At 60.6% G+C, this 24,969-nt stretch carries 26 protein-coding genes, 4 tRNA genes and 1 pseudogene; 6 read left to right on the forward strand and 25 right to left on the reverse strand.

The window, feature by feature from the left end:
* Positions 1 to 19: 19 nt before the first annotated feature.
* The 6 genes from clpP to AC3ITA_RS18920 all read right to left on the reverse strand — a co-directional run bounded on the left by clpP (position 20) and on the right by AC3ITA_RS18920 (position 2,924).
* Entirely contained in the window at positions 20 to 655 is a 636-nt protein-coding gene (gene clpP / locus AC3ITA_RS18895) for an ATP-dependent Clp endopeptidase proteolytic subunit ClpP (RefSeq protein ID WP_095944368.1), read from the reverse strand.
* 93 nt (positions 656 to 748) lie between these two features.
* Positions 749 to 2,059 carry a trigger factor gene (tig, locus tag AC3ITA_RS18900; RefSeq protein WP_057714092.1) on the reverse strand — a complete coding sequence of 437 codons (1,311 nt, stop codon included), beginning with the start codon at positions 2,057 to 2,059 and terminating at the stop codon, positions 749 to 751.
* Between the two features lie 386 nt (positions 2,060 to 2,445).
* A tRNA-His gene (locus tag AC3ITA_RS18905) sits at positions 2,446 to 2,521 on the reverse strand.
* A 77-nt stretch (positions 2,522 to 2,598) separates the two neighbouring features.
* A tRNA-Leu gene (locus tag AC3ITA_RS18910) sits at positions 2,599 to 2,683 on the reverse strand.
* Positions 2,684 to 2,739: 56 nt separating this feature from the next.
* Positions 2,740 to 2,815: transfer RNA gene (locus AC3ITA_RS18915), tRNA-His, on the reverse strand.
* A 32-nt stretch (positions 2,816 to 2,847) separates the two neighbouring features.
* A tRNA-Arg gene (locus tag AC3ITA_RS18920) sits at positions 2,848 to 2,924 on the reverse strand.
* 274 nt (positions 2,925 to 3,198) lie between these two features.
* Here AC3ITA_RS18920 and folD point away from each other — a divergent pair.
* The gene (folD, locus tag AC3ITA_RS18925; RefSeq protein ID WP_095944367.1) at positions 3,199 to 4,053 is read left to right on the forward strand and encodes a bifunctional methylenetetrahydrofolate dehydrogenase/methenyltetrahydrofolate cyclohydrolase FolD; all 855 of its coding nucleotides are present in this window, start codon (positions 3,199 to 3,201) and stop codon (positions 4,051 to 4,053) included.
* A gap of 235 nt (positions 4,054 to 4,288) precedes the next feature.
* Complete coding sequence (pbpG, locus tag AC3ITA_RS18930) at positions 4,289 to 5,227, forward strand: D-alanyl-D-alanine endopeptidase (protein WP_095944366.1); 939 nt, start codon at positions 4,289 to 4,291, stop codon at positions 5,225 to 5,227.
* A 58-nt stretch (positions 5,228 to 5,285) separates the two neighbouring features.
* On the opposite strand, the gene AC3ITA_RS18935 is transcribed toward pbpG, so the two are convergent.
* The 3 genes from AC3ITA_RS18935 to AC3ITA_RS18945 form a co-directional block, all read right to left on the reverse strand.
* Positions 5,286 to 5,501, reverse strand: coding sequence for a hypothetical protein (locus tag AC3ITA_RS18935; protein ID WP_095944365.1), 216 nt, complete (start codon positions 5,499 to 5,501; stop codon positions 5,286 to 5,288).
* 17 nt (positions 5,502 to 5,518) lie between these two features.
* Positions 5,519 to 5,725, reverse strand: a complete 207-nt coding sequence (locus AC3ITA_RS18940; protein ID WP_095944364.1) for a DUF6021 family protein — start codon at positions 5,723 to 5,725, stop codon at positions 5,519 to 5,521.
* Between the two features lie 94 nt (positions 5,726 to 5,819).
* Positions 5,820 to 6,554 (reverse strand): C39 family peptidase, encoded by a 735-nt coding sequence (locus AC3ITA_RS18945; RefSeq protein ID WP_489278194.1) that lies wholly within the window; start codon positions 6,552 to 6,554, stop codon positions 5,820 to 5,822.
* 179 nt (positions 6,555 to 6,733) lie between these two features.
* Between AC3ITA_RS18945 and AC3ITA_RS18950 the strand changes: the two genes are divergently transcribed.
* Positions 6,734 to 6,901 (forward strand): hypothetical protein, encoded by a 168-nt coding sequence (locus AC3ITA_RS18950; RefSeq protein ID WP_489278195.1) that lies wholly within the window; start codon positions 6,734 to 6,736, stop codon positions 6,899 to 6,901.
* Between the two features lie 78 nt (positions 6,902 to 6,979).
* Here AC3ITA_RS18950 and AC3ITA_RS18955 read toward each other — a convergent pair whose 3' ends face one another.
* The gene (locus AC3ITA_RS18955) at positions 6,980 to 7,729 is read right to left on the reverse strand and encodes a TerC family protein (protein ID WP_095944362.1); all 750 of its coding nucleotides are present in this window, start codon (positions 7,727 to 7,729) and stop codon (positions 6,980 to 6,982) included.
* A gap of 29 nt (positions 7,730 to 7,758) precedes the next feature.
* Positions 7,759 to 8,001, reverse strand: coding sequence for a hypothetical protein (locus AC3ITA_RS18960; RefSeq protein WP_223462332.1), 243 nt, complete (start codon positions 7,999 to 8,001; stop codon positions 7,759 to 7,761).
* 135 nt (positions 8,002 to 8,136) lie between these two features.
* Here AC3ITA_RS18960 and nhaR point away from each other — a divergent pair, with 135 nt between their 5' ends.
* A complete protein-coding gene (gene nhaR, locus AC3ITA_RS18965) occupies positions 8,137 to 9,036 on the forward strand; it encodes a transcriptional activator NhaR (protein ID WP_489278196.1) in 900 nt (299 codons plus the stop codon).
* Here the strand turns inward: nhaR and AC3ITA_RS18970 are convergent.
* The gene (locus tag AC3ITA_RS18970; protein WP_489278197.1) at positions 9,023 to 10,183 is read right to left on the reverse strand and encodes an MFS transporter; all 1,161 of its coding nucleotides are present in this window, start codon (positions 10,181 to 10,183) and stop codon (positions 9,023 to 9,025) included. The genes nhaR and AC3ITA_RS18970 overlap by 14 nt on opposite strands.
* 372 nt (positions 10,184 to 10,555) lie before the next feature.
* Here AC3ITA_RS18970 and sstT point away from each other — a divergent pair, with 372 nt between their 5' ends.
* Complete coding sequence (sstT, locus tag AC3ITA_RS18975; protein WP_489278198.1) at positions 10,556 to 11,788, forward strand: serine/threonine transporter SstT; 1,233 nt, start codon at positions 10,556 to 10,558, stop codon at positions 11,786 to 11,788.
* Between the two features lie 125 nt (positions 11,789 to 11,913).
* Here sstT and AC3ITA_RS18980 read toward each other — a convergent pair whose 3' ends face one another.
* The 12 genes from AC3ITA_RS18980 to AC3ITA_RS19035 all read right to left on the reverse strand — a co-directional run bounded on the left by AC3ITA_RS18980 (position 11,914) and on the right by AC3ITA_RS19035 (position 23,097).
* A complete protein-coding gene (locus AC3ITA_RS18980) occupies positions 11,914 to 12,423 on the reverse strand; it encodes a DUF1993 domain-containing protein (RefSeq protein ID WP_095944358.1) in 510 nt (169 codons plus the stop codon).
* A gap of 205 nt (positions 12,424 to 12,628) precedes the next feature.
* Positions 12,629 to 13,504, reverse strand: coding sequence for an SDR family oxidoreductase (locus AC3ITA_RS18985; RefSeq protein WP_150673470.1), 876 nt, complete (start codon positions 13,502 to 13,504; stop codon positions 12,629 to 12,631).
* Positions 13,505 to 13,667: 163 nt separating this feature from the next.
* On the reverse strand, positions 13,668 to 14,816 hold the full coding sequence (locus AC3ITA_RS18990; RefSeq protein ID WP_150673469.1) for an acetyl-CoA C-acetyltransferase: 1,149 nt from the start codon (positions 14,814 to 14,816) through the stop codon (positions 13,668 to 13,670).
* Positions 14,817 to 14,984: 168 nt separating this feature from the next.
* Positions 14,985 to 16,040, reverse strand: coding sequence for an acyl-CoA dehydrogenase family protein (locus AC3ITA_RS18995; protein WP_095944355.1), 1,056 nt, complete (start codon positions 16,038 to 16,040; stop codon positions 14,985 to 14,987).
* Positions 16,041 to 16,050: 10 nt separating this feature from the next.
* Positions 16,051 to 17,217, reverse strand: a complete 1,167-nt coding sequence (locus AC3ITA_RS19000; protein WP_095944354.1) for an acyl-CoA dehydrogenase family protein — start codon at positions 17,215 to 17,217, stop codon at positions 16,051 to 16,053.
* A 10-nt stretch (positions 17,218 to 17,227) separates the two neighbouring features.
* Entirely contained in the window at positions 17,228 to 17,983 is a 756-nt protein-coding gene (locus AC3ITA_RS19005) for an enoyl-CoA hydratase family protein (protein WP_095944353.1), read from the reverse strand.
* Positions 17,984 to 17,994: 11 nt separating this feature from the next.
* Positions 17,995 to 19,062, reverse strand: a complete 1,068-nt coding sequence (locus AC3ITA_RS19010; protein WP_150673467.1) for an NAD(P)H-dependent flavin oxidoreductase — start codon at positions 19,060 to 19,062, stop codon at positions 17,995 to 17,997.
* 2 nt (positions 19,063 to 19,064) lie between these two features.
* Positions 19,065 to 19,937: an enoyl-CoA hydratase gene (locus tag AC3ITA_RS19015; protein WP_095944351.1), complete on the reverse strand. Its 873-nt coding sequence runs from the start codon at positions 19,935 to 19,937 to the stop codon at positions 19,065 to 19,067.
* 23 nt (positions 19,938 to 19,960) lie between these two features.
* Positions 19,961 to 20,749: a CoA-transferase subunit beta gene (locus AC3ITA_RS19020; protein ID WP_489278199.1), complete on the reverse strand. Its 789-nt coding sequence runs from the start codon at positions 20,747 to 20,749 to the stop codon at positions 19,961 to 19,963.
* An 11-nt stretch (positions 20,750 to 20,760) separates the two neighbouring features.
* Complete coding sequence (locus tag AC3ITA_RS19025; protein ID WP_095944349.1) at positions 20,761 to 21,642, reverse strand: CoA transferase subunit A; 882 nt, start codon at positions 21,640 to 21,642, stop codon at positions 20,761 to 20,763.
* Positions 21,643 to 21,653: 11 nt separating this feature from the next.
* On the reverse strand, positions 21,654 to 22,544 hold the full coding sequence (locus AC3ITA_RS19030; RefSeq protein WP_095944348.1) for a VOC family protein: 891 nt from the start codon (positions 22,542 to 22,544) through the stop codon (positions 21,654 to 21,656).
* Between the two features lie 259 nt (positions 22,545 to 22,803).
* Entirely contained in the window at positions 22,804 to 23,097 is a 294-nt protein-coding gene (locus AC3ITA_RS19035; RefSeq protein ID WP_095944347.1) for a DUF6124 family protein, read from the reverse strand.
* A 390-nt stretch (positions 23,098 to 23,487) separates the two neighbouring features.
* Between AC3ITA_RS19035 and AC3ITA_RS19040 the strand changes: the two are divergent.
* Positions 23,488 to 23,565: pseudogene (locus AC3ITA_RS19040) on the forward strand (outer membrane lipoprotein carrier protein LolA); the annotation flags it as partial.
* 221 nt (positions 23,566 to 23,786) lie between these two features.
* Here AC3ITA_RS19040 and AC3ITA_RS19045 read toward each other — a convergent pair.
* Positions 23,787 to 24,908, reverse strand: a complete 1,122-nt coding sequence (locus AC3ITA_RS19045; protein ID WP_095944346.1) for an LLM class flavin-dependent oxidoreductase — start codon at positions 24,906 to 24,908, stop codon at positions 23,787 to 23,789.
* Between the last annotated feature and the right edge of the window lie 61 nt (positions 24,909 to 24,969).

Genomic DNA, 24,969 nt, shown 5'->3' on the forward strand with positions numbered 1-24,969 from the left:
TTATTTTGAGCTGCTTATTTTAAGCAGGACGCTGGCTGATCACTTCATCGATCAACCCGTACTCACGCGCGGCTTCTGCACTCATGAAATTGTCGCGATTGGTATCACGCTCGATTTCTTCGAGAGTGCGCCCGCTGTGCTGGGCCATCAGCGTGTTGAGACGCTCACGAATGAAGAGGATTTCCTTGGCATGGATTTCGATATCCGACGCCTGGCCCTGGAAACCGCCCAGTGGCTGGTGAATCATCACACGCGAGTTCGGCAGGCAGTAACGCTTGCCTTGTGCACCGGCCGTCAGCAGGAACGCACCCATGCTGCACGCCTGACCGATACAGGTGGTCGCCACGTTGGGTTTGATGAACTGCATGGTGTCATAGATCGACATGCCCGCCGTCACCGAACCGCCCGGGGAGTTGATATAGAGATGGATGTCCTTGTCCGGGTTTTCCGCTTCAAGGAACAGCAGTTGCGCACAAATCAGGTTGGCCATGTAGTCCTCTACCGGACCAACCAGAAAGATCACCCGCTCCTTGAGGAGACGCGAGTAGATGTCGTAGGCGCGCTCGCCACGAGCGGACTGCTCGACAACCATCGGGACCAGGCCGCCTGCGGCCTGGATATCAGAGTTCTGCTGAATATACGAATTACGGAACATGCTCTGCAGTCACTCCCAAATAGTTATGTCTTGAATACGCATAAGCCAGCTCGAAGGCTGGCTTATGGTGTTTGCTTCTTACCGCAAAAGTGATCAGTCGGCTTGTGGAGCTTCTACCGGCTTGACCGCTTCTTCGTAAGAGACCGATTTGTCGGTCACGCTAGCTTTCTGCAGAACAGTATCCACAACTTGCTCTTCCAGCACAACCGAGCGAACTTCGTTCAGTTGCTGGTCGTTCTTGTAGTACCAGGACACAACTTGCTCAGGCTCCTGGTAGGCCGAAGCCATTTCCTGAATCATCTCGCGAACGCGGGTTTCGTCAGGCTTGAGGTCGAATTGCTTGACCACTTCAGCCACGATCAGGCCCAGCACTACGCGGCGCTTGGCTTGCTCTTCGAACAGCTCGGCCGGCAGTTGGTCAGGCTTGATGTTGCCGCCGAACTGCTGGACAGCCTGCACGCGCAGACGGTCAACTTCGTTGGACAGCAGAGCCTTTGGCACTTCGATCGGGTTGGTGGCCAGCAGACCGTCCATTACCTGATTCTTGACCTTGGATTTGATCGCCTGACGCAGCTCGCGCTCCATGTTCTTGCGAACTTCGGCGCGGAAGCCTTCCAGACCGGTTTCCTTGATACCGAATTGAGCGAAGAACTCTTCGGTCAGTTCTGGCAGCTTTGGCTCGGAAACGGTGTTGACGGTCACGGTGAACTCGGCGGTTTTGCCAGCCAGGTCCAGGTTCTGATAGTCCTCTGGGAAAGTCAGGTTCAGAACGCGTTCTTCACCGGCTTTTGCGCCAACCAGGCCATCTTCGAAACCAGGGATCATGCGGCCGGAACCCAGAACCAGCTGAGTACCCTTGGCGGAACCGCCAGCGAACACTTCACCGTCGACCTTGCCGACGAAATCGATGTTCAGCTGGTCTTCGTTTTGAGCGGCGCGATCGGCCACTTCGAAACGGGTGTTCTGCTTGCGCAGGATGTCCAGCATCTTGTCCAGATCGGCATCAGACACGTCAGCGCTCAGGCGCTCTACGGTGATACCTTCGAAACCGGCAACGGTGAACTCAGGGAACACTTCGAATACGGCTACGTATTCCAGGTCCTTGCCCGCTTCCAGGGATTTCGGCTCGATCGAAGGCTGACCGGCCGGGTTCAGCTTCTGCTCAACCACAGCTTCGTAGAAAGAAGACTGGATCACGTCGCCTACCGCTTCCTGGCGAGCGTCGGCACCGAAACGGCGCTTGATTTCGCTCATTGGCACTTTGCCTGGACGGAAGCCAGCAATCTTGGCCTTTTGGGCGGTCTGCTGCAGACGCTTGTTGACCTGGCTCTCGATGCGCTCAGCCGGCACGGTGACGCTCATGCGGCGCTCAAGAGCAGTAGTATTTTCAACAGAAACTTGCATGGATATTCCTCGTTGCACAGACGTTAGCCGGCCGTTTCCGACCCCAGAATCAAGGGCATGCATTCTAGTGGGTCAAACTCAAGAAGTCACCCTACTGAAAACGGGTAAAAACGCAGCAGGCAATTTATAGGTGCGAATGCACGAATGCACCTCGCCCCGATGGCAAATACAACCAATCACGCCAGGGCTCTGCGCCAACCTTTCCATATATAGAGGAGGTCGCCAATCATCTCCCTGACAGCCGAACTCGCAAGCAAGGCCGGCGGGCAGGACCGCATCATCGAGAAACATAAATACGACGAAACGCCCTGCCCCTGCGACCCGGAACCTGCGGCCGCTGAAACAAAAAAGGCGCCAGACTTTTCAATCTGGCGCCTTTCGAAATATGGGGTGGACGATGGGGATCGAACCCACGACAACGGGAGTCACAATCCCGTGCTCTACCAACTGAGCTACGCCCACCATATTGCCTGTTAAAGAAGCCAAACAACTTCTTTATCAAGCTCCAGCCAGGCCAACGACCTGAGTGAAGCTTTAATTGGTGCGGATGAAGAGACTCGAACTCTTACGCCTCGCGGCGCTGGAACCTAAATCCAGTGTGTCTACCAATTCCACCACATCCGCGGGTGAAGCCTTTAAAGCAAAGGCGCCAGACTGTTAATCTGGCGCCTTTCGAAATATGGGGTGGACGATGGGGATCGAACCCACGACAACGGGAGTCACAATCCCGTGCTCTACCAACTGAGCTACGCCCACCATATCGCGCTACTTGTGCCAAAGCTGCCTAATGGCGCACCCGGCAGGACTCGAACCTGCGACCATCCGCTTAGAAGGCGGATGCTCTATCCAGCTGAGCTACGGGCGCCTTGTTAGCTGTAACCTTGGAGGACTACAAACTAAGTGCTTTCCAGTCTCGCAGAACCGTAATCCCGCTCAACCTTCCTAACCAGTGCTAGGCTGTGCCCGACAAGTGCGACGAATAGTATAGAGCCACCCGAAGGTCGTCAAATCCTTTTTAAAAAAAATTCATTTAATTAAAGGAGTTAGGGGAATTTGCAGACCAAGCGCCTTTGCCCTCACCGCATGACATGCGAGAATGCGTTCTCTTTTTTTCCCCTCTCGATGGTTAATCACGCGCAATGACTGCACAACTTATCGACGGCAAATCGATCGCCGCCAGCCTGCGCCAGCAGATCGCCCAACGTGTCACCGAGCGTCGCCAGCAAGGCCTGCGCACGCCCGGCCTTGCGGTGATCCTGGTCGGCAGCGATCCTGCCTCTCAGGTTTATGTCTCGCACAAGCGTAAAGACTGTGAAGAGGTCGGCTTTCTATCCCAAGCCTATGACCTGCCTTCGGAAACCACTCAAGAAGCGCTGACCGAGCTGATCGATCGCCTGAATGACGACCCTGCAATCGACGGCGTCCTGCTTCAGCTTCCGCTTCCCGAACACCTGGACGCGTCCAGGCTGCTGGAACGCATTCGTCCGGACAAAGACGTCGACGGCTTCCATCCTTATAACGTCGGTCGCCTGGCCCAGCGTATCCCGCTGCTGCGCCCATGCACCCCCAAAGGCATCATGACCCTGCTGGAAAGCACCGGTGTCGACCTTTACGGGATGGATGCCGTGGTTGTCGGCGCGTCCAATATCGTTGGCCGTCCGATGGCCATGGAATTGCTGCTGGCCGGTTGCACCGTGACGGTCACCCACCGCTTTACCAAGGACCTGGCCGGCCATGTCGGCCGTGCGGACCTGGTCGTCGTCGCCGCCGGCAAGCCGGGCCTGGTCAAGGGCGAGTGGATCAAGGAAGGCGCGATCGTGATCGATGTCGGCATCAACCGTCAGGAAGACGGCAAGCTGGTGGGTGACGTGATCTACGAAACCGCCTTGCCCCGCGCTGGCTGGATCACTCCTGTACCGGGCGGCGTAGGCCCGATGACCCGTGCCTGCCTGCTGGAAAACACCCTGTATGCCGCCGAAACCCTGCACAGCTGAGTTACACCGCGGACGCTGGCAGCGTGACAAGGAACCCCGCCCTGGCGGGGTTTTTTTTGCCTGCGAGAAACACCGACCGCCCGCCGGAAAATGACTTTTTTTTCATGTTTCTCAGGACTTTCACCCGTTACTTGAACAACCATCGACAGTTATTCAGCCATACTCCAGAATGTCGCGCTTTTTACGAAATAGCCCGTTACAAAACGGCTTATCAACACCTTACGAGTCTGCCAGCGTGAAAATCCGTCTTTCCATCCTGAGCCTATTTTTTGCAGTTACAGGGACTTTCATCACGCCAATCGCCAGCGCTGGCGAAACCACCGCCGCGCCTCGGGATACCTCGCAACTCAAACTCGCTTCCGGCAGCTCTTTACTGCTGGATATGCAGACCAACAAAGTCATCTATGCCAGCAATCCGGACGTTGTCGTCCCCATCGCGTCCGTCAGCAAACTGATGACCGGCCTGGTCGTGGTTGAAGCCCGACAAAACATGGATGAATACATCAACATCAACATCAGCGACACACCGGAAATGAAAGGTGTGTACTCTCGGGTCAAGCTCAAGAGCGAACTGCCGCGCCGGGAAATGCTGCTGATTGCCCTGATGTCATCTGAAAACCGGGCCGCCGCAAGCCTGGCCCACCACTATCCGGGTGGTTATGCCGCGTTCATTGCTGCAATGAACGCCAAGGCCCGGGCCTTGGGCATGACCAATACCCATTTCGTCGAACCGACAGGTCTCTCGCCGCGCAACGTTTCGACCGCTCGTGATTTGAGCAAACTGTTGATCGCCGCGCACAAGTACCCGCTGCTGACCGAGCTGAGTACAACCAAGGAAAAGACCGTTTCGTTTCGCAAACCGAACTACAGCCTGGGTTTCCGCAACACCGACCATTTGGTCCGCAAGCCGGACTGGGACATCCAGCTGACAAAAACCGGTTTCACCAACGAAGCAGGTCACTGCCTGGTGCTGGTGACCCGAATGAGCAACCGCCCGGTGGCCTTGGTGATCCTTGACGCCTATGGCAAGTACACCCACTTCGCCGATGCCACGCGCATGCGTAATTGGGTAGAGAGCGGAAAGAGCGCGGAGGTGCCTTCCGTGGCCTTGCAGTACAAGGCAGACAAGAACCTCAAGCAGCGCCAGAGCGGCGTGGTTGAAGCCTCGAAGTAACCTTGCTGCAAACCCATGAAAAAGCCCCGAACATCCGGGGCTTTTTTTCGTCGCAACGTCAGTCGTTGGGCAGCGGCATCTGGTCGTCATCCGGGATGCCGTCGCCAGCACTTGGATCCCTCCACCCCTTCGGCTTTCCAGTGGGCACCACCGTTGGCCGCGCCAGGGGATCCCTCAAAGGGCTGTCGGGGTCCATCACCGGATCGGTGCTTTGCTCGGGAGTCGTGGGGACGGTTTCCGGACGTTTGTCGTCGAAACTGGAATCGGTAGACATACACACCTCCATTGAACCTAAGGCTTCAGGTTGCCCAGTGGATCATAGGGCTTGGCCGGTGCCTTGGGGTTGTCACCCGGCTTCACGTCCCTCGGTGCCTTGGCGGGCCCGATCGGGTCGACCTGAGGATCGGCAAGGTCCGGGGAATCGGGATCGAAACCCAACTCATCGCCAGACGAATGTTCAGACGAGTGCGGACCGACGGGGGTTGTGGAATCAGCCATGGAAGCCTCCTGATCTTGGCCCGAAGTGATGTTGCGGGCCCTTTAGATCAGAGGCTGGCGGTGGACAATGGTGCCCGGCGGGTGACCAACGGACTTACTGGCTGGCCAAGGCTTTTTTCGCCCTGGCGGCGGCCTGCTCCTGACCGGCCTGGGCCAGATCGTTGGCGGCCTTGAGCCATCGCTGCTGATCGACCTGGGCCGGTATTTGCGTCGGTTTCTGGATCAGCACCGCCCAACCACCGGCGTCCTTGAACGCCGACTCGAAGGAGCTGAAGCTCATCAGTTCGCGGCGGTTCATCCCGGCACGCAGCAGCACGGTCTGCTTCTGACGGTTGTAGCCGGCCAGAATGGCGTATCGCGGTTCGGCCCACATGGCCGAGCCTTCGGTAAAGCGCACCATCACCGGATAACCGGCGGCGACTTGCGTCAACAACGCCGCCAGGTTGCTGTCGAGGGGATAAACGACCATCCCGTACTCCCGGGCCAGGTTCTGCATGTTCTGTTGTAATTGGGCTTCGCCCCCCGGCAAATGCAAGGGTTTGTCGAGCAGTCCCGGGGTAATCACGATGCCCTGCTGGGACAGCATGCTGGCCAGCACCTGCGGCCCGCTTTGATACGCATCGCCCCGGTAGAACCGGCCACTGAGCTCGACACGCTCGGGCAAGCGCTTGATCTCGGGCGCAACGCTCCCGGCACAGCCCGCCAGGCTTGCCACGCAACCGGCGATCAGCATGGTCGACAAAATTCGAGAAAATCCCCGCACCATCATCTCTCTCTTGTTCAGGTTCAGACGCCAGGCAATCCCATTCCCGGCTTGGTCGTCGATCATAGGTCGCCGCGCCGCTACGGTATAGCTCTAAACGGTAGTGGAGTGAATTCGATAGAGCGAACTGGTTGGTGACAGGCGACTTTCGGTCAATAGCCTGAAATGCAGCAACGGCTAGACTGTTCCCTGAAGAGACGACAGCGAAGCGTGAGTGCCCAAAGAAGGGCAAAGAGGAGGCACAGATGAGCCTGACCATGATCATTGTAATGTTGCTTTGCGGCTGGCTGGCGGTCGCCGCCGCCATGCTGTGGGGCGTGCTGCGCATTACCCGCCGCCACCACCACCCTGTCCGGCCGGCCCCTGCGCCTGAAGCAGACAAGACGCCGAACCAACCCGCCAACGCTCACTGACCACACCTTTACCCCAGACCAACAAAAACGGCCGCCTGCACTCCTTCGAGTTCAGGCGGCCGTTTCCTTTAGCGTGGGTCAGGCCTCAGTGGCTGCCCGCTTCTCCCTGGACCGACGGGACATCATGTTCAACACCTCGATCGCAGCCGAGAATGCCATGGCCGCATAGACGTAACCTTTCGGTACATGGGCGCCAAAGCCTTCGGCAATCAGCGTCATGCCGATCATGATCAGGAAGCCCAGGGCCAGCATCACCACCGTCGGGTTGTCGTTGATGAACTTGGCCAGCGGATCAGCCGCCAGCAACATCACCAGTACCGACACCACCACCGCGATGACCATGATCGGCAAATGCTCGGTCATGCCGACAGCGGTAATGATGCTGTCGATGGAGAACACCATGTCCAGCATCAGGATCTGACCGATCGCGGCAGCGAAGCCCAGGGTCACGGTCGAGGTCGCCGACTTCGGATCTTCTGGCGCCGGGTCCATGCTGTGATGGATCTCGGTGGTCGCCTTCCACAACAGGAACAGGCCACCGGCAATCAGGATCATGTCTTTCCAGGAAAACGCGTGGCCCAGGATCTCGATCACCGGCGCAGTCAACTGCACGATGAACGCGATGGTGCTCAGCAAGCCCAGACGCAGGATCAACGCCATACCGATACCAATGCGCCGTGCGCGCTGGCGATTGTGCAAGGGCAGCTTGTTGGTCAGGATCGAGATGAAGATCAGGTTATCGATGCCGAGCACGATCTCCATCACGATCAGGGTGGCAAGGGCGACCCAGGCGGTGGGGCTGGCGGCAAGTTGTAAAAGGTAGTCCATGGGTCAGTCCTGACTCGTTGTAATACGGTTTAGATTTCCTGGGAGGAAGATTCGGTTTTTTCCGATTCTTTTTCCGATGATTCTTTTTTGCTGATCAACCCGCTGGTGGCGTCACTGAGCGCTTGCTCGGCGGCCTTGTGGGTATCGTCAATCGCCTGTTTGGCGCTTTCGGCAGCCTTGCCCATCAATTGTTGCGCGCTTTTCTCGGCCTGGTCGCAACCGGCCAGTACCAGTAAAGACGTGATCAGCAGTGCCGTGGTTTTAAGCTTCATGATGCTTTCCTCGATAGAACGAACGGGACCTAAACGATGGCCCGTTGATAGCGATGCATTCTAGGGAAGCAAACACTTCAGGAAAATTCGTATTTTCAGCGGTTATACTTCGGTTTTTACGAACTATAGATCGCCATGCTCAATTATCGACAATTGCATTACTTCTGGGTGGTGGCCAAAACCGGCAGCATCGTGCGCGCCTGCGAGCAGCTCAATCTCACGCCACAAACCATCAGCGGGCAGATTTCATTACTGGAACAGACTTTTGGCATCGAGTTGTTTCAGCGCGTGGGACGTCAACTCGAACTGACCGAGGCCGGCCGCCAGGCCCTGCCCTACGCCGAACAAATGTTTCAGCTGGGTGGCGAACTGGAACTGATGCTGCGGGCACAGCCCAATGAACAGCAGATCCTGTTTCGCGTCGGTGTGGCCGACGTAGTGCCCAAGTCCATTGTCTATCGCCTGATCGCACCGACCATGGAACTGAGCGAACCGCTGCGCATCACGTGCCGCGAAGACAAGCTTGAACGTTTGTTGGCCGACCTGGCGATCCAGCGCCTGGACCTGGTGATATCCGACAGCCCGATGCCGTCGCACCTGGACATCAAGGGCTACAGCCAGAAACTCGGTGAGTGCGGGATCAGCTTCTTCGCCACCCCTGAGCTGGCGGCCCGTTACGGTCGCGACTTTCCGCGCAATCTGCACGGTGCGCCGCTGCTGATTCCCGGCCCGGAAACCGTGGTGCGCAGCCGTTTGCAACGCTGGTTCGCCGAGCAGCAAATCCAGCCAAGAATTGTCGGTGAGTTCGACGACAGCGCTCTGATGCAGGCCTTCGGCCAATCCGGCAGCGGGATCTTCATCGGCCCGAGCGTGATTGCCGATGAAGTGCAACGCCAATATGGCGTGGAGGTGATTGGCCAGACCGACGCGGTGAGCGAGTCGTTCTATGCCATCTCAGTGGAACGCAAGGTCAAGCACCCCGGCATAGTCGCCATTACCGAAGGTGCCCGACGCGAGCTGTTTACAGCGCTGTGATTTCTTCGCGCGGCTTGAGGGTCATCAGGGCGATGGCCAGCAGGATCGACGCCAGAATGAAAGCGGCGGCTGCAAAGCCAAGGCCTTGCAGACCGACGCTGTCGATCACCCGACCACCGATCATCGCGCCCAAGCCAATACCGAGGTTGGCCCCGGCAATGTTCAGCGACGCGGCGAAGGCCGGCGCTTCGGGCGCTGCTTTCATCAGGCGCACATGGCTGACCAGGAACAACGCTGCCTGGGTCACACCCCAGATGCCCATCGCCGCCGCCAGACCGAGGGGCGAATGGATGTTCGGCACCAGCGCCACCAGGCCGGCAATCATGAATGCACAGAACATCATCGACGCCATCAGCGGATGACGATCCACCGCCCGGCCGCCCAGGGAGTTGCCGATCAACCCCACCGCGCCAAAGCCCATCAAGCACCAGCCGACCACGGTGCCGTTGAAGCCGGCCAGCCGCTCGAGAATGTCCGCCAGATAGGTGTAGGCGGTGAACATGCCGCTGAACACAATCACTGACAGCAGCACATGACCGAGCATAAGCGGACTGCGCAGGATCTTGAACTGCGAGCGAAAGCTCACCTGATGCTGGTGCAGGTTGGTCCTGGGCAGATAGATAAACAGCAACAACGCCTTGGCAAAGGCGATGACCGCCAGAATCGCGAAGGCGCTGCGCCAGCCGAATGCATCGGAAATCAGCGTGCCTACGGGAATGCCAAACACCGTGGCGCAGACGATGCCGAAGCCGATCTTGGCGATGGCGCGACCGGCGTAATCCGGCCCAACGATGTCCACCGCCGTTTCGCTGGCCAAGGCCCAGAACACCGGCAGCCCCAGCGCCGGGATCAAGCGGGCGAACGCCATCACCCAGATATTCGGCGCCAGCGCCGCGAGCGTGTTGGCCAGGCCAAACATGATCAGCACCGAGATGAACAGCTTGCGGCGCTCGAAGCGGGCGAAATACGCCGTCAGGAACGGCCCGAACGCGGCCACGGTGAAGGCGAACAGGGTCACCAGCAAACCGGCCTGCGGGATGCTGACCTCCAGGTCCCGGGCGATGGCTGGCAACAGGCCAACGATGATGAACTCCGTGGTCAGCACCGTGAAGCCGGCGGCGGACAACAGAAGAATGGGCAACAGCATGCAAAACTCCAGAAAACGAAAACACCAGCGATAGCCCGAAGGCCCACTGGCAGACATGAAAATGAGGATGGCGAATATTAACAGAGTGTTTTCGGATGCGGTTGCACGAACCTGCAATTCGCGTTGAATGCCAGGGTGGCAGTTCGTCACAGGTCTGAAAGATCGTTCCTGCGCTGTGATAAAGTTCGCGCCCTGAAAAACGTACACCCTGTGATCAATGCCGATCATTTAAGGGGCAAAACCTGCTCCCACAAGGAATGCGGCGTTCTACACCCTGTGTTCCCCTCTCGGTTTCCCGTCTGCGGCCTGCCCTGCTTGTTGCTGCAACTGCGACGAAACCATGCACTTATAAAAATTCAGAGATGCCGTTTTATGACTGTTTCATCCCCTTCTCTATTGCAACGCCTTAAACGCTTGAGCCTGGTCACACAGATCGTGATCGGCCTGATCGCCGGTATTGCCCTGGCGCTGATTGCCCCCGACATGGCGAAGTCCACGGCGTTCATCGGCAAAGTGTTTGTCTCGGCACTCAAAGCCGTCGCGCCGATTCTGGTGTTCGTGCTGGTCATGGCGTCGATTGCCAACCACAAGCACGGTCAGGAAACCCATATCCGGCCGATTCTGTTCCTGTATCTGCTGGGTACTTTCGCCGCGGCCGTAGTCGCGGTGGTTGCCAGCATGACGTTCCCGTCGAACCTGGTGCTGTCGACCCAGGACGTTGCGGTCACAGCGCCAGGCGGGATTGGCGAAGTGTTGCAAAGCCTGTTGCTGAGCGTGGTCGACAACCCGGTCAGTGCCTTGATGAACGCCAACTTCATCGGCATCCTGGCCTGGGCCATCGGTATGGGCATTGCCATTCGCCATGCTGGCAACACCACCCGTGAAGTACTGGGCGACCTGTCCAACGGTGTGACCGTGATCGTGCGAGTGGTGATTCGCTTCGCACCGCTAGGCATCTTCGGCCTGGTGGCCTCGACCCTGGCCACTTCCGGTTTCGGCGCCTTGATCGGTTACGCGCACCTGCTGGCCGTGCTGCTGGGCTGCATGCTGTTCGTGGCACTGGTGATGAACCCGCTCATCGTGTTCTGGAAACTGCGCCGCAACCCGTACCCGCTGGTGCTCACCTGCCTGCGCGAAAGCGGCATCACGGCGTTCTTCACCCGCAGCTCGGCAGCGAACATTCCGGTCAACCTGGAGTTGAGCAAGCGACTGGGCCTGCACGAAGACACCTACTCGGTATCGATCCCGCTGGGTGCGACCATCAACATGGCCGGCGCGGCAATCACCATCACCGTGCTGACCCTGGCGGCGGTGCACACCCTCGGTATCGCCGTGGACATCCCCACCGCGATCCTGTTGAGCGTTGTCGCGGCGATCTGCGCTTGCGGCGCCTCGGGCGTGGCCGGTGGCTCGCTGTTGCTGATTCCGCTGGCGTGCAGCCTGTTCGGCATCCCGAGCGAAATCGCCATGCAGGTGGTGGCGGTCGGTTTCATCATCGGCGTGTTGCAGGACTCGGCGGAAACCGCGCTGAACTCCTCCACCGACGTGCTGTTCACCGCGGCGGCTTGCCTGGGTGAAGAGCAGAAAGCCGAACGTCTGGCCTGACACTCACCCGCTGTAGGAGCGAGCTTGCTCGCGATGGACGTTAACGATAACGCTGGCAGCCTGACACCCCGCGGCGTTCTCTGGCTCATCGCGAGCAAGCTCGCTCCTACAAGTACCTGGCCGGTTTAGAACGCGCCCATGTAGTCGCGCTTGCCCACTTCCACGCCGTTGTGGCGCAGCAGTGCGTAAGTGGTGGTGACGTGGAAGAAGAACTGCGGCAGGCCGTAGGTCAGCAGGTAGGACTGGCCGCTGAAGCGCTTCTCTTTAGGCGTGCCCGGACGGGTGACGATCTCGATGCCTTCCTTGCCGTTGATCTGCTCTGGCGTGAACTCGCCGATATAGGCCAGAACCTTGGCGATCAGTGCTTGCAGCTCGGCGAAGGTGGTTTCAGTGTCGTCGTACTTCGGCAGTTCGACTTCGGCCAGACGCGAAGAAATGCCTTTGGCGAAATCAACGGCGATCTGCACCTGACGCACCAGCGGGAACATGTCCGGGAACAGGCGCGCTTGCAGGAAGGCGTTAGGGTCGATGTTTTTTTCGGTGGCGTGGGCTTCGGCCTTCTTCAGTACATCGCTCAGGGCGTTGAGCATTTGCTGGAAAACAGGGATGGAAGCGTCGTACAGGGAAATGGTCATGACAGGTCTCGTGTGGTGACTGGAGGGAAACGTCGGCCACCTGTAGGAGCGAGCTTGCTCGCGATGGACTCAAGCGCAACGCGTTTATCCAGAATCAACGCGTTATCGTTAACGTCCATCGCGAGCAGGCTCGCTCCCACAGGTGATCGGTTTTGGAACGTGGGCCGATTATAGCCATGCACGCCCCTCCCCGGACCGGACTTTTTTAGCTGCCGTAAACCTTCGCCGCCGGAACGGCCTGAGCCACCAGCTGTGCGACGGCTTCGCCCATCTCACCTACTGCCCAACGGCCCTGGCGATCCAGTTGCGGGCCACGACGCCAGCCGTCGGCAATGGACAACTTGCCGCCCTCGACTTCGAACATCTGCCCGGTCACCTCGGCGGAAGCCTCGGAGCCCAACCACACCACCAGCGGCGCGACGTTTTCCGGGGCGAAGTAATCGAAGCCCTCTTCAGGCTTTTTCATGGTGTCGGCGAACACTTGCTCGGTCATCCCGGTGCGCGCGGCCGGTGCCAAGGCGTTGGCGGTGATCCCGTAACGGCGCAGTTCAGCCGCCTGCACCAACGTCAGCGAGGCAATACCGCCCTTGGCCGCCGCGTAGTTGGACTGACCAATGGAACCCTGCAACCCGGCGCCGGAACTGGTGTTGATGATCCGCGCATCGACCTTGGCGCCGCCCTTGGCCTGCTCGCGCCAGTACTTCACGGCGTGGCTGGAAATGCAGAAGTGGCCCTTGAGGTGCACGGCCACCACGGCATCCCAGTCGGCTTCGCTGAGGCTGGCGAACATGCGGTCGCGGCAGATGCCGGCATTGTTGACCACCACGTTCAGGTCGCCGAAGGTTTCGATGGCCTGGCGCACGATCAGCCCCGCCGAGTCATAGCGGGTGATGTCGTCGCTGTTGGCCACGGCACTGCCGCCCTGGCCGAGGATTTCACCGACCACGGCCAGCGCCGCTTCGCGGTTGATGTCGTTGACCACCACTTTCGCGCCTTCGGCGGCGAAAGCCAGCGCGTAGGCGCGGCCCAGACCACCGCCGGCACCGGTGATGATCACCACGCGGTTTTCACAGGTTTTCATGTTCTACATCCTTCAAATTCATCACGGGTCGACACAATCCCCTGTAGGAGCGAGCCTGCTCGCGATGGTCGTTAACGAATACGCGGGGGTATCTGGATAACCGCGTCGTTCTTGAGCCCATCGCGAGCAGGCTCGCGCCCACAGGCTCGGTGTGCATCCTGGGTTACAAACGTTCGATAATCGTCACATTGGCCTGCCCGCCGCCTTCGCACATGGTCTGCATACCGAAGCGACCGCCGCTGCGTTCCAGTTCATGCAGCAAGGTGCACATCAAGCGGGTGCCGGTGGCGCCCAATGGGTGACCAAGGGCAATCGCGCCGCCGTTGACGTTGGTCTGTTCATGGGGATAGCCAGTCTCTTTGAGCCAGGCCATGGCCACCGAGGCGAAGGCTTCATTGATCTCCACCCGGTCGATGTCTTCGAGCTTCATGCCGGCGCGCTTGAGTGCGTAAGCGGTAGCCGGGATCGGCGCGGTGAGCATCCAGATCGGGTCTTCGGCGCGCACGCTCAGGTGATGAATGCGTGCCCGTGGCGTCAGGCCGTAACGCTTGAGCGCCGCCTCCGAGACGATCAGCATCGCGCTGGCCGCGTCGCAGGTCTGGCTCGACACCGCGGCGGTCACCCGGTCACAGCCGAACAGGAATTCCAGCTCCGCCATTTTTTCCAGACTGGTCTGGCGCGGGGTTTCGTCATGCATCACTCCGGCCAGTGGCACGATCTCGCGGTTGAAACGGCCTTGCTCGATGGCCTGCAAGGCACGTCGATGGGACTCCAGCGAATAGGCTTCAAGCTGGGCCCGGGACAAGCCCCACTTTTCGGCAATCATCTGCGCCGAACGGAACTGGGTCGGCGGTTGCGCGCCATAGCGCCGCACCCAGCCTTCAGAACCGCTGAACGGATCGGTGAAGCCCAGGGGCTCGGCAGCGATCATCGCCGAGGAAATCGGGATCTGGGTCATGGTTTGTACACCACCGGCGACGACCACGTCCTGAGTGCCGCTCATCACCGCCTGGGCGGCGAAGTGCACCGCTTGCTGGGACGAACCGCACTGGCGATCGATGGTGGTGCCCGGCACCGCTTGCGACAGGCCGGCCGCCAGCCAACTGGTGCGGGCGATGTCACCGGCCAGCGGGCCGATGGTATCGACACAGCCGAAGATCACGTCGTCGTAATCCTCGTCGGGAATGGCGTTGCGCTCGACCAGCGCGCGCAACACATGGGCGCCCAGGTCGGCGGCGTGGATCTGGCTCAGACCACCCTTGCGCCGCCCGGTGGGCGTACGCAGGGCGTCGACGATATAAGCTTCAGGCATGGTCTACCTCGGTGAAGAAATTGAAATCTGGTATTGAAAGTGCCGAAAATCCTGTGGGAGCGAGCCTGCTCGCGAAGGCGGTGTATCAGGCAACATGAATAGTGAATGTGCCGGCCTCTTCGCGAGCAGGCTCGCTCCCACAGGGATGTAGTCACCCTTAATGACTGGTTAGAACGTACTACCCGCTCCCAGCGCGAGCTTGCCGTCAAACAGCGCCGCGCGAATTCGCCCTTTGTGATACCCGCGATCACCCCAGACCTTGTCCAGCGCCCAGGCGCGCTTCATGAACAGGTGCAGGTCGACTTCCCAGGTGTACCCCATGGCGCCATGGGCCTGGATGCTGTTCTTCGCCGCGAGCATGGCCGCTTCCGCCGTTGCCAGCTTGGCGTGGGACACCTGCACGTCCTGTCCCGGTTGTTGCTCGGCCAACGCATACGCGGCGCGGTACAACGGGCCTTTGGCGAACTCGATCTGCACCGCGACGTTGGCCATCAAGTGCTTGACCGCCTGGAACGAACCCACCGGTTTGCCGAACTGTTTGCGCTCGAAGGTGTAGTCCACCGCCAGGTCAACCATGCGTTTGGCCAGCCCGAGCAATTGCGCGGCACTGGCGAGGGCGCCACGGTTGAACGTGGCCGTCCACAAGCGTCGGCCCTGCTCACCGCAGGCAACGCAAGTGGCGGGAGTTGGCGTCCACTCGACCTGGAACAATTGACGGCTCGGATCGACCGACTCGTTGCGGGTCAGGCGCACGGCATCACGCTCCAGCGCATGCACCTCATCGCCATGGGCCAGCAACAGCAGATCGGCGACATGGGCATCGCTGACCAGGGGATTACCCGGCTCGGCAACCGCGAGACGCGCACGGCCCTCGGCCACTCGCGACAGCCATTTTTGTTTGAGTGGCGCGTGTTGCTCATCGAGAGCGGCGAGCATCGGTACGCCGATCAGCATGGTGTCCACCAGCGGTTCGGGCAGCCCGGCGTAACCGCATTCCTGGGCGATCAGCACGACGTCCAGCTCATTCATGCCCATGCCGTCCTGCGCCTCGGGCACGGTCAGGGCGGTCAGGCCCAGTTCCACCAATTGCGCCCAGAGCTGATCACTGCGCCCGCTGTCGCTCTGCCACAGTTCGCGGATGCGTTCCGGGGTGACTTCGTTGATCAGAAAGCTGCGGACGTTGTCCTGAAACAGCAGTTGGTCGCGGCTGAAACTAAAGTCCATGGTCTATTCCTCAGGCACGCGGCATGCCGAGCATGCGTTCGGCAATGATGTTGCGCTGGATCTCGTTGGTGCCGGCGTAGATCGGCCCGGCCTGGGCAAACAGGAAACCTTCCAGCCAATGGCCGACGTCACCGGCGGCCGGGGCTTGCGGCAGCAGTTCGCCGCGCAGGCCAAGAATGCTCATGGCGGTGTCGTGCATGCGCTGGTCGAGTTCGGACCAGAAGATCTTGTTGGTCGACGACTCCGGGCCGATCTTGCCGCCCTGCACCAGTTGCGAAGCGGTCATGTAGGTGCTCAGGGTGTAGGCCTCGGCATCGAGCCAGGCGCGCATCACCGCTTCAACGATGGCCGGGTCGCGGTCGGCCTGCTCACGATTGGCCAGGTACAACTGCACCAGGCGCTTGGCGGTTTCCTGGAAGCGCGCCGGAGAACGCAGCAACAAACCACGCTCGAACCCGGCAGTGGACATCGCCACGTGCCAGCCCATGCCTTCGCCACCGAGGGCGTTTTCCACCGGCACCTTGACGTCGTCGAAGAAAATTTCGGCGAAACCCGGCAAGCCGTTGAGCTGCGGAATCGGCCGCACGGTAATGCCCGGCGTGTCCAGCGGCAGCAGGATGAAGGTCAGCCCGTGGTGACGCTGGGACTGCGAGTCGGTCCGGAAAATGCCGAACGCCCAATCGGCCCACACCGCGCGGGTCGACCAGGTCTTCTGGCCATTGATCACGTAGTGATCGCCCACCCGCTCTGCCTTGGAACGGATCGCCGCCATGTCGGAACCGGCGCCCGGCTCGGACCAGGCCTGGGCCCAGATGTCTTCGCCGGTGGCCATGCGCGGCAGAAAGCGTGCCTTTTGTTCAGCGCTGCCGTACTCCATCAGGGTCGGGCCGAGCAGGAAGATGCCGTTCTGGTTGACCCGTGCCGGCGCTCCGGAGCGGTAGTATTCCTCTTCGAAAATCAGCCACTCGATCAGGTCGCAGCCGCGCCCGCCAAGTTCGGTCGGCCAGGTGACCATGCCCCAACGGCCTTCATTGAGCCTGGCTTCCCAGGCGCGGTGCTCGGCAAAGCCCTGTTCGGTGTCGAACGATTGCAGCGGTTCACTCGGTACATTGGCCGCCAGCCAGGTCCGTGCCTCGGCACGAAAAGCCTGCTGGGCCGGGGTATAGGTCAGGTCCATGGATATGCCTTCAGCCGTTGAATCGGGCATCGCGTTTCTCGACGAACGAGTCGCGTGCTTCCTGAGAGTCCAGTGAGCGGTAGGCTTCGAGGGTGAAGCCCTGCTCCCAGCGGTATTTGTCTTCCAGATTGCCGTCTTCGATGCCGCTCAACGCCTCCTTGGCCAGGCTGATCATGCCGGGGCTCTTGGCGGCGATGGTGCGGGCGATCTGCAACGCGGCTTCACGCAGGTCTTCGCGCTTGACCACCCGCTCCACCGCACCCAGGCGGTAAGCCTCGGCGGCGTCGATGGCCTCGCCGGTGAAGTACATGTGGCGGACTTTCTGCACCGGGAACAGGCGCTGCAAATGCGCACCGCCGCCCATGGCCCCGCGATCCACTTCCGGCACGCCGAAGGTGGCGCACTCGGACGCGACAATGATGTCGGCGGCGCCGCAGATGCCGATGCCGCCGCCCAATACGAAGCCGTGCACGGCCACGATCACCGGTTTCGGGTTGCGGTGAATGGCCTTGAAGCTGTCGTAGTTGCCCTTGTTCACCGCGACGATCAGGTTGCCGTCGGCGGCCAGTTCCTTGATGTCGACCCCGGCGCAGAAACCCCGGCCTTCGGCACGGATCACGATCACCCGCACGTCGCTGTTGCGGCCCAGGCCCTCGATCTCGCTGGCGATATCGGCCCAGCCCTGACTGCTGAAGGCATTGACCGGTGGCCGGTCGAACACCAATTCTGCAATGCCGCTATCAATACTCACGCTAAATGGTTTCATGCCTTTCCCCTTCACGATACACGGCGGCACAGCTCGCCCAGGCGCGTTTCGGCGTCGCGGACGATCTGTTCAATCAATTGGGCGCAGCTGGGCAAGCTGTCGATGGAGGCGGCGATCTGTCCGGCGGGCAACACGCCCGCGGCCGGTTGCCCGTCGACCATGGCTTTCTGGATCACCATCGGTGCGTTGGCGGCCATGATGCTTTGCGCGGCGGTCAACTCTCCGGCACCGCGCATCTTCAGCGCGCTGGTGAGCAACTGGGTCAGGCTCATGCCGGTGTGGCGGCGGTAGGCCAGGCCACTTTGCAAGGCCAGCAACAGACGCTTGAGGCCGCCGCTGTTTTCCAGCTGGTTGAGCAATTCGTTGCGGATCATCCGTTGCGGCATGCCGTCGATGGCGCGGCTGATGATGATCGCCGCCGGGTCCTTGACCGCCAGGTATCGGGCCAGGGTCGCCTGGGGCACCGGGCTGTCGGCGCACATCAGGAAACGCGTGCCCATGGCGATGCCTTCCGCGCCATAGGCCAAGGCCGAGACCAGCCCCTTGCCATCCTTGAAACCACCGGCCGCCACCACGGGCACCGACACGGCATTGACCACTTGATCGAGCAACAACGAAGTCGGCACGGACCCGGTGTGACCACCCCCCTCGCCGCCCTGCACGGTTACCGCATCGGCGCCCATTTCCACGGCTTTCTGCGCATGCTTGAGCGCGCCCACGGTAGGAATACACACCACCCCGGCATCCTTCAGGCGGCTGATCATTTGCTTGCCCGGCGAACGGCTGTAGCTGACCGCCCGGACTTGGTGGCGCAACACCAGCTCGACGATCTCGCCGGCATTGGCCTGGTACATGTGGAAATTAACCCCGAACGGCTGATCGGTCAGGCGTCGGGTTTCGATAATCGCCGCTTCCATCTGCTGCGGTTCGATGGTCGCCCCGGCGAGAAAACCGAAGCCACCGGCATTGCCCGTGGCCGCCACCAGTTTCGGGTCGGCGACCCACCCCATGGCGGTCTGGATGATCGGGTAGCGGCAACCGAGCAGGTCAGTCAAACGGGTATTCAACGAGATTGCCATGTTCACGCCTCGCCCGTTTTGCGCTGGGAACTGGCCATGGCCTTGGCGTCATAGCCGCCGAGACGGTCGCCGGACACCAGTTCATTGTGGGCATGGGCGAAGTGATGCAGGCCGAACACCATGTCCATGGTCGCGCGCTTGCCCATCAGGTCTTCGGCGTTGTTCACCGCTTGCTTGCTCAGTTGCAGGCCCAGGCGCGGCATCTGGGCGATGCGCCCGGCGATGTCCAGGGTCTGTTGCTCCAGCTCGTCGCGAGCGACTACCCGGTTGAGCATGCCCATCTGATAGGCACGCGGTGCCGGCATGCGCTCGCCAAGGAACAGGAATTCCTTGGCGATACGCGGATTGAGTTCATGCACATGGGCGAAATACTCGACCCCGGGAATGCCCATGCGCACCACTGGATCGGCGAAGTAGGCATCCTCGCTGGCGACGATCAGGTCGCAGACCCAAGCCAGCATCAGCCCACCGGCAATGCACGCGCCCTGGACCATGGCGATCGTCGGCTTAGGGATTTCGCGCCAGCGGCGGCACATGCCCAGATAAACTTCATGCTCCCGGGCATAGAGAAACTCGCCGCCCGGTTTGTTTACATGGTCGTACCACAGGCTGGCGCGGTCGAAGGTCTTGTCGACGTCGCGGCCCGGGGTACCGATGTCATGCCCGGCGGAGAAATGCTTGCCGGCGCCACGCAGCACAATGACCTTCACTTCATCGTCATCGCAGGCCCGGCGAAACGCCGCGTCCAGCGCATAGGTCATCTGCGAGTTCTGCGCGTTGTGGAACTCGGGGCGGTTCATGGTGACCAGGGCCACCGCGCCACGCACCTCGTACAGCACCACCTCGGCCTGATTGTTATCGTTATCTTCAGCCATCACTTTTCTCCGCAACGCGTTGCTCAGCGTTGGCCTGGCGGGTTGTCTTTGAGTTGCAGGGCGCGCAGGTTGTGCGGGTCCAGACGCTGGATCAGCTGCAACTGCTCGGCCGTCGGTGCTGCCGTGATCGGGCAGGCGTCCGGCACGTGCAGTTCAAAGCCGGTGTTGTCCTGGACCTGCGCCGCTGTTACGCCGGGGTGCAGCGAACGGATGCGCATCTGCCGCTGCGGGCCCTGGAAGTCCAGGACGCAGAGGTCGGTGATGATCAGGCGGATGTCGATGTCATCCAGCGACCAGCCCCGCGCCAGACGGGCCGGGTTGTAGCCGACCGAGGCGACCATATCGACCTCGCCTTCGACGAACACCCGACGGTTATGGCTCGGCACGCAAAACGAGTTGGCGTGACTGATCGAGTTGCCGGGAAAACCGCGCACACCGAGCATCTGCGCCTTGGGTTTGGCGTAGTCGCCGATGCAGGAAATGTTGGCCTGACCGTAACGGTCGATCTGGGTCGGGCCGACCAGGGCATGGCGCTTGCCGCCCCAGACGTTGTCGAAAATCCGCGAGAAACCCATCCAGCTGTCGCGCTTTGGTTCGTAGCCTTTACGTGCGCCCAACGGCACCGGCTCGGCAACCATGTAGGCTTCGGAATCGGTCATCAGCAGTCGCGGGTTGCTGGTCAGCATGGCCAAGGACGCGGCCAGACGCGGGATCACGCCGATGCCAGAGGCCAATACTTCGCCGTCTTCGCGCCAGGCGTCGCAGGCCGCGCAGATCATCAACTCAGCGAGGCTGTAATCAATAGTGCTCATCGAAAGGCTCCTTAGAAAATCGGCAACGGCAGTTCACGGATCGCAGCCAGGCCGCCAACCTTTTCCAGATACTGTTCGTGGGTGCAGTCGACGTAGTCGCGGACATAGCCCTGCCAGCCATCGGCCGCCTGGACCGTGGCGTTGTAGGCCTTGAAGTGCGCGACATCGAAACCGTACAGCGGCGCGCAGGACGACGGATGCGCCCCGCCCGGCACGTGAGCCACGGCGGTGGTCAGGTTGCGTTCCCAGAACACTTGATGGGCATGGGCGCTGTCCTGATGGAAGTAGTCGCTGTCGACCAGCTCATCGCAGGTTACGTAGCTGTGGGTCGCGGCACGTACGAACAGGTCGTCCATGTAGTGATCCGGACCGCTGATCTGGCACACGCCGCGTTTGTCGGCGCGGTCGACATGCACCAGCGCCGCGTCGAGCTTGAGCGCCGGCATGGCCACCCAGTCCTTGCCATCGGCGTACGGCGAGGCAATCAACTTGATCTGGCGGTTGTGGCGCAGCACGTCAGTGCCCAGGCCCACGGCGGTCGGAATGAACGGCACATTCATCGCCGCCGCCCGCAGGCCGAGCAGCAGCATGCCTTCATCGATCTCCATCACTTCCAGCGCCGCTTCCTGGCGCGCCTTGCGGAAGTACGGCTCCAGCGGAATGAAATCCAGGGACACGAAGGCGAATATCAGTTTCTTGATCTTGCCGGCGGCACAGAGCATGCCGACATCGGCACCACCGTAGGCGACCACGGTCAGGTCCTTGAGGTCCGAGCGCAGAATCTCGCGCACCAGCGCCATTGGCTTGCGACGCGGACCCCAGCCACCGATACCGATGGTCATGCCGTCACGCAGTTGGCCGACGATCTCGGCGGTGCTCATTTGCTTGTCCATCGTCTTGTTCCTCATTGGCGACCGACACTGAAGTCGTGGCCCCAGTGGCTGACCAAGGTGCTTTCGAACGGCGTGTGGCGATCCCAGTCGACCACCAGGCCATCGCAGCCGTACTCCAGGTCAAACCCGGACGGGGTCTTGATATAGAAAGAAATCATCTGGTCGTTGGTGTGCTGGCCGAGGGTGGCCGACAGCTTCACGCCATTGGCGTGGACGCGGTCCAGGGCGCGGCCGACTTCGTCCAGCGCGTTGACCTCGACCATCATGTGCACGCAACCGTGGGGCATCGGGCACTCGAAAATCGCCAGCGAGTGGTGGCGGCCGTTGTTGCAGTGCAGGAAGTGGATGCGTTTTTGCGGCTCGGCCGGGTCCGGGGTGAAGCGGACTTTCATCAGGTCCGACAGGCCGAAACCCATCACCTGTTCGTAGAAATCGCGGCAGCGTTCGAAGGCCGGGGCTGGCAATACAACGTGGCCCATGCCGAGGTCGTTGGTAACGAACCCTTTGACGCCAACCGGCGAAACGAAACGGGCGAAGTCCTGCAGCGGGCCCCAGAAAATTTCGTGGCGATTGCCATCCGGGTCGCTGAAGTGCACCAACTCCTGGACCTTGCGCAGCTCGGCCTCGGCCGCTGTGCCACGGGTCACTTGCACGTCGGCCTGTTGCAACTCGCTGACCGCCTGTTCCAGCGCCGCCTTGCCGGCCACTTCCCAGCCGCAGGCACCGAAGCTGTTTTCGGCATTCTTCTGCACGAGGATGCGGTAATGACGTTCGTCCATTTTCAGGTACAGACGCTCATCATCGCCGCTGACCATCATGCCCAACACCTGGCTTGCGTAGTGGCGCCATTGCGCCAGGTCGCTGGACAGCAGGGTGACGTAACCCAGACCACGGATATCCATGGATGCACTCCTCGTTTTTCTCAGGCGGTGTCGCCCTTCGGCTGGTGCCGGGGGAGACTTTATGTAGGGCCTATTCAAACGGGTTCGGCGAGGGGCAACATCGTCCAATGGGACTAGCGGAAATGATGGCTTTTGATGCAAAAAAACCTGTGGGAGCCAGCCTGCTGGCGATAGCGGTGTGTCAGGCAACATGGATGTTGAATGTCAGGCCGCTATCGCCAGCAGGCTAGCTCCCACAGGGGGCAGTGGTATGGCGGGTTTATGCGGCTGGTTCGATTTGGTCCAGCACGCGGTTTGCCGTGATTTCGGCCAGCATCACGCTGTTTGAAATGCCTGGCAGGACATTGCGCGATGAACCTTCCAGATGATCGACCAGGTAATGAACCATCACATCCACCGAGGCCAGCGTCTCGACCAGATAGACCACCAGGGTTTCGGTCGTGGCCCCGGGGTCGACGATGAACAGCGTACTGATTGTTCGAGGGGTGGCGCGGATGTCGGCGTTTGAGGGGATGCGCTCGGTTTCCGGCGGATTAGGTGAAGGTTTGACCATAGTTGAATGCTCCAAAATGTGGAGCCGTCACCTACTTGCGACTAAACAAGAGGGGTGGCAGCTGTACGCAGGTTAGTCGACCGGCGGAGCACGAAACCGGCGCGCCCGAAGGCGCCCTGCGCACAGCTACCATGAAGTGCAGGGCATGAAATGGCCTGACTGTTTGGGATGCAAATGCGCTTCGTGTCACAACGGGCGACTAAACCCGATCACTGATGAGCAGTGACGCGAATCAAGTTACCGAGGGGGTCCAGGGCGCACAAGCCGGCGGATTCTGGCGTACCTGTAGGCAACGACGCAAGGCGTTGTAGCTTTCATCAAGTAACGCTGACAGCCGTTAAACAGGCGCTATCTATAGGCCAAAAACCTGTAGGAGCGAGCCTGCTCGCGATGGTCGTCAACGATAACGCTGGAAACCTGACACCCCGCGGCGCTCTCCGGTTCATCGCGAGCAGGCTCGCTCCTACAAGGGGTATGCGGTGTTCAATCTTATTCGGCAGGCATAAAAAAACGGGCCTTGGGGACCCGTTGGAAAGTTGACCTGACGTCCATGCCAGGCCTGAAATGCGATCAAACTGTGGGAGCCAGCCTGCTGGCGATGGCGGTGTGTCAGACAACATGGATGTTGAATGTAAGACCGCTATCGCCAGCAGGCTGGCTCCCACAGGGGTTGCGAGGTTTGACCCGCATCAACCCTTACGGAAGTGCGGAATCACCTTCTCGCCAATGTTCTTCAAAGTCTCCAGCTGCGCCCACTGCGGCACGGTGCCCATCTGGCAGATGAACAGGATTTCGTCGGCGCCGGCATCGATCAAGCGCTGCACGTAGCCGATGCAATCCTCGACGGTGCCGTAAGCATGGTTCGGGTTCATCATGGCCATGGTCGGGTCGGAGAAGTCGACGCTGACTTCTTCCGAGGCAAAGCGCGACTTGATTACGCTCTGGCCGTTGCCGTCGACGAAGGTGTCGTCCTTCCACTTCTCCGGGTCCGGACGCTCGCCACCGCCGTACCAGTAGCCCAGGGATTCCATGAAGTAACGCTGGCCACGGATACCGATGCGGCGCGCTTCTTCGTTATCTTCCAGCACGATGGCCGGGCACAGCGCGGCGATGTGACGGTTAGGGCGGAAGCCCACTTGCTTCTTCTCGTCACGGTTGTCGTAGGCCGTGTGATACACCTCGACCTTCTTGGCGATCTCTTCCGGGCCACCGAAGCCCAGCACCAGCGCGCCCATGCCACGACCGCCGGCATTTTTCAGCGACTCGGTGTTGGTGCATGCCAGGTACATCGGCGGGTGCGGATCCTGGTACGGCTTTGGATGGATCGGGCGCTTGGGGATCTGCACGAAGTCGCCGTTGTGCTCGATCTCGTCCTGCACGAACATTTTCGGAATCAGGTACATCATCTCGTCGATCTGCGGCTGCAAGGTCGCCAGGTCGTAGCCGAAGGTGCCGGCTTCCTGCTGAGTGCCGCCCTTGCCCACGCCGAAGTGCACACGGCCCTTGGACAACAGGTCGAGGGTGGCGATGCGCTCGGCGACTTTCACCGGGTGGTTCATCGCCGGCGGCAGACAGACCACGCCGTGGCCGATGCCGATGCGTTCGGTTTTACCGGCCACGAACGCCAGCATGGTTTCCGGCGCGGACATGTGCGAGTAGTTGCTCAGCGCGGTGTGTTCCACGCACCAGAAGGTGTCGAAGCCGAGCTTGTCGGCGAGCACGGCCTGCTCGACGGTGTCTTCGAAAATCTTGCGGTCGCCTTCGCGGCTGGAGTCCACCGTCTGGGCTTCGTAAATCAGGGAAAATTTCATGGTTGATCCTTGTGCTTATTTGGATGCGCAGTCGGCGCCGTAGACCTTCGCCTTACCGCCA

It is taken from the genome of Pseudomonas sp. GL_090, from assembly GCF_057837765.1.

Excerpts from the sequence above, each read along its gene's own strand:
- clpP (WP_095944368.1), bottom strand. The coding sequence starts at position 655 with ATGTTCCGTAATTCGTATATTCAGCAGAACTCTGATATCCAGGCCGCA.
- tig (WP_057714092.1), bottom strand. The coding sequence starts at position 2,059 with ATGCAAGTTTCTGTTGAAAATACTACTGCTCTTGAGCGCCGCATGAGC.
- folD (WP_095944367.1), top strand. The coding sequence starts at position 3,199 with ATGACTGCACAACTTATCGACGGCAAATCGATCGCCGCCAGCCTGCGC.
- AC3ITA_RS18935 (WP_095944365.1), bottom strand. The coding sequence starts at position 5,501 with ATGTCTACCGATTCCAGTTTCGACGACAAACGTCCGGAAACCGTCCCC.
- AC3ITA_RS18940 (WP_095944364.1), bottom strand. The coding sequence starts at position 5,725 with ATGGCTGATTCCACAACCCCCGTCGGTCCGCACTCGTCTGAACATTCG.
- AC3ITA_RS18945 (WP_489278194.1), bottom strand. The coding sequence starts at position 6,554 with ATGATCGACGACCAAGCCGGGAATGGGATTGCCTGGCGTCTGAACCTG.
- AC3ITA_RS18950 (WP_489278195.1), top strand. The coding sequence starts at position 6,734 with ATGAGCCTGACCATGATCATTGTAATGTTGCTTTGCGGCTGGCTGGCG.
- AC3ITA_RS18955 (WP_095944362.1), bottom strand. The coding sequence starts at position 7,729 with ATGGACTACCTTTTACAACTTGCCGCCAGCCCCACCGCCTGGGTCGCC.
- AC3ITA_RS18960 (WP_223462332.1), bottom strand. The coding sequence starts at position 8,001 with ATGAAGCTTAAAACCACGGCACTGCTGATCACGTCTTTACTGGTACTG.
- nhaR (WP_489278196.1), top strand. The coding sequence starts at position 8,137 with ATGCTCAATTATCGACAATTGCATTACTTCTGGGTGGTGGCCAAAACC.
- AC3ITA_RS18970 (WP_489278197.1), bottom strand. The coding sequence starts at position 10,183 with ATGCTGTTGCCCATTCTTCTGTTGTCCGCCGCCGGCTTCACGGTGCTG.
- sstT (WP_489278198.1), top strand. The coding sequence starts at position 10,556 with ATGACTGTTTCATCCCCTTCTCTATTGCAACGCCTTAAACGCTTGAGC.
- AC3ITA_RS18980 (WP_095944358.1), bottom strand. The coding sequence starts at position 12,423 with ATGACCATTTCCCTGTACGACGCTTCCATCCCTGTTTTCCAGCAAATG.
- AC3ITA_RS18985 (WP_150673470.1), bottom strand. The coding sequence starts at position 13,504 with ATGAAAACCTGTGAAAACCGCGTGGTGATCATCACCGGTGCCGGCGGT.
- AC3ITA_RS18990 (WP_150673469.1), bottom strand. The coding sequence starts at position 14,816 with ATGCCTGAAGCTTATATCGTCGACGCCCTGCGTACGCCCACCGGGCGG.
- AC3ITA_RS18995 (WP_095944355.1), bottom strand. The coding sequence starts at position 16,040 with ATGGACTTTAGTTTCAGCCGCGACCAACTGCTGTTTCAGGACAACGTC.
- AC3ITA_RS19000 (WP_095944354.1), bottom strand. The coding sequence starts at position 17,217 with ATGGACCTGACCTATACCCCGGCCCAGCAGGCTTTTCGTGCCGAGGCA.
- AC3ITA_RS19005 (WP_095944353.1), bottom strand. The coding sequence starts at position 17,983 with ATGAAACCATTTAGCGTGAGTATTGATAGCGGCATTGCAGAATTGGTG.
- AC3ITA_RS19010 (WP_150673467.1), bottom strand. The coding sequence starts at position 19,062 with ATGGCAATCTCGTTGAATACCCGTTTGACTGACCTGCTCGGTTGCCGC.
- AC3ITA_RS19015 (WP_095944351.1), bottom strand. The coding sequence starts at position 19,937 with ATGGCTGAAGATAACGATAACAATCAGGCCGAGGTGGTGCTGTACGAG.
- AC3ITA_RS19020 (WP_489278199.1), bottom strand. The coding sequence starts at position 20,749 with ATGAGCACTATTGATTACAGCCTCGCTGAGTTGATGATCTGCGCGGCC.
- AC3ITA_RS19025 (WP_095944349.1), bottom strand. The coding sequence starts at position 21,642 with ATGGACAAGCAAATGAGCACCGCCGAGATCGTCGGCCAACTGCGTGAC.
- AC3ITA_RS19030 (WP_095944348.1), bottom strand. The coding sequence starts at position 22,544 with ATGGATATCCGTGGTCTGGGTTACGTCACCCTGCTGTCCAGCGACCTG.
- AC3ITA_RS19035 (WP_095944347.1), bottom strand. The coding sequence starts at position 23,097 with ATGGTCAAACCTTCACCTAATCCGCCGGAAACCGAGCGCATCCCCTCA.
- AC3ITA_RS19045 (WP_095944346.1), bottom strand. The coding sequence starts at position 24,908 with ATGAAATTTTCCCTGATTTACGAAGCCCAGACGGTGGACTCCAGCCGC.